This window comes from Streptosporangium sp. NPDC000396 (assembly GCF_042898655.1).
Classification (GTDB): Bacteria; Actinomycetota; Actinomycetes; order Streptosporangiales; family Streptosporangiaceae; genus Streptosporangium.
Genome location: NZ_JBIAZA010000080.1, coordinates 1 through 1,915 on the forward strand (window position 1 = coordinate 1; position 1,915 = coordinate 1,915).

The following is a 1,915-nucleotide window of genomic DNA, read 5'->3' on the forward strand; positions in this document are numbered from 1 at the left end:
GGCGAGGACTGGCTGGACCCGGACTGGTTCCGCCTGGGCGCCTCCACCCTGCTGAACGACCTGCTGATGCAGCGTCAGAAGCTGGCCACCGGCCGGTACGCGGGCCCCGACTACGTCACCCTCGACTAAGGCGTTCCCATGTTTGAATATGCACCGGCGCCCGAGTCGCGCGATGTCGTGGACATCAAGCCGTCGTATGGGCTGTTCATCAACGGCGAGTTCACCGACGGCGGCGGCACCGCCTTCAAGACCGTCAATCCCGCCTCGGAGGAAGTCCTGGCCGAGGTCGCCGAGGCGAGTGAGGCGGATGTCGACCGGGCCGTGCAGGCGGCCCGGCAGGCGTTCGGCCCCTGGTCGGCGCTGCCCGGCTCCGAGCGGGCCAAATACCTGTTCCGGATCGCCCGCATCATCCAGGAGCGTTCGCGCGAGCTGGCCGTGCTGGAGTCCCTGGACAACGGCAAGCCGATCCGCGAATCCCGGGACGTGGACCTGCCGCTGGTCGCGGCGCACTTCTTCTACTACGCGGGCTGGGCCGACAAGCTCGCCTACGCCGGATACGGGACGAACCCCCGACCGCTGGGCGTGGCGGGCCAGGTCATCCCGTGGAACTTCCCGCTGCTCATGCTGGCCTGGAAGATCGCCCCGGCGCTGGCCTGCGGCAACACGGTCGTGCTGAAGCCGGCCGAGACCACCCCGCTGACCGCGCTGGCGTTCGCGGAGATCTGCCAGCAGGCCGATCTGCCACCGGGCGTGGTCAACATCGTCACCGGCGCCGGGGCCACCGGCGCGGCCGTGGTGAACCACCCGGACGTGAACAAGGTCGCCTTCACCGGCTCCACCGAGGTCGGCCGCCTGATCGCCCGTTCGGTCGCCGGGTCGGGCAAGAAGGTCACCCTGGAGCTGGGCGGCAAGGCCGCCAACATCGTCTTCGACGACGCGCCGCTGGATCAGGCGGTGGAGGGCATCGTCAACGGGATCTTCTTCAACCAGGGGCACGTCTGCTGCGCGGGTTCGCGGCTGCTGGTGCAGGAGTCGATCGCGACGGAGCTGCTGGAGGCGCTCAAGCGGCGGCTGGGCACGCTCCGCCTGGGTGATCCGCTGGACAAGAACACCGACATCGGGGCGATCAACTCCGCGGCACAGCTGGCCAAGATCCGTGAGCTGTCGCAGATCGGGGAGGCCGAGGGCGCCGAGCGGTGGTCGCCGGCGTGTGCGCTCCCCGAGCGGGGGTTCTGGTTCCCACCGACGATCTTCACCGGGGTGGCGCAGTCGCATCGGATCGCCCGGGAGGAGGTCTTCGGGCCGGTGCTGTCCGTGCTGACCTTCCGTACCCCGGCCGAGGCGGTGGAGAAGGCCAACAACACCCCGTTCGGCCTGTCGGCGGGGGTGTGGACGGAGAAGGGCTCGCGCATCCTGTGGATGGCCGACAAGCTCCGCGCGGGCGTGGTGTGGGCCAACACCTTCAACCGGTTCGACCCCACCTCGCCGTTCGGCGGATACAAGGAATCCGGTTACGGCCGCGAAGGCGGACGGCACGGACTGGAGGCATACCTCGATGTGTGAGCATCGCAGGGCCAGGCGCCGCGCCCGCCGCGCGCAGGCCGTCCAGGGTCATGGCTTCGCCCGCGCCGGCCGCCCGGCGCGGCGGGGCTGGTTCGCCCACCGGTGCGGGGTGAGCCGGTGCGGTCAGATCTTCGTGCCGGCACGGCTGGAACAGCAGGAGAGCACGTGGAGAGGGCGCGGAGATGAGTAAGACCGAGTCCGTACGGCTGGCCGTGCGCAAGACGTACAAGCTGTACATCGGCGGGGCGTTCCCGCGTTCGGAGAGTGGGAGGTCCTACGTGGTGACCTCGTCCAAGGGCGACTTCCTGGCCAACGCGTCCCAGGCCTCCCGCAAGGACGCCCGCGACGCGGT

The 1,915-nt window shown here is 69.9% G+C and carries 1 protein-coding gene and 2 pseudogenes; all 3 read left to right on the forward strand.

Going from position 1 to position 1,915, the window contains the following annotated elements; translation table 11 throughout:
• A pseudogene (locus ACFY2X_RS47240) lies at positions 1 to 129 on the forward strand (deoxyribose-phosphate aldolase); the annotation flags it as partial.
• A gap of 9 nt (positions 130 to 138) precedes the next feature.
• Positions 139 to 1,563: an aldehyde dehydrogenase family protein gene (locus ACFY2X_RS47245; RefSeq protein WP_389952018.1), complete on the forward strand. Its 1,425-nt coding sequence runs from the start codon at positions 139 to 141 to the stop codon at positions 1,561 to 1,563.
• A 182-nt stretch (positions 1,564 to 1,745) separates the two neighbouring features.
• Positions 1,746 to 1,915 (forward strand): annotated as a pseudogene (locus tag ACFY2X_RS47250) (aldehyde dehydrogenase); the annotation flags it as partial.

Bases quoted from the DNA above. Each gene is read 5' to 3' on its own strand.
- ACFY2X_RS47245 (WP_389952018.1), top strand. From the start codon at position 139: ATGTTTGAATATGCACCGGCGCCCGAGTCGCGCGATGTCGTGGACATC.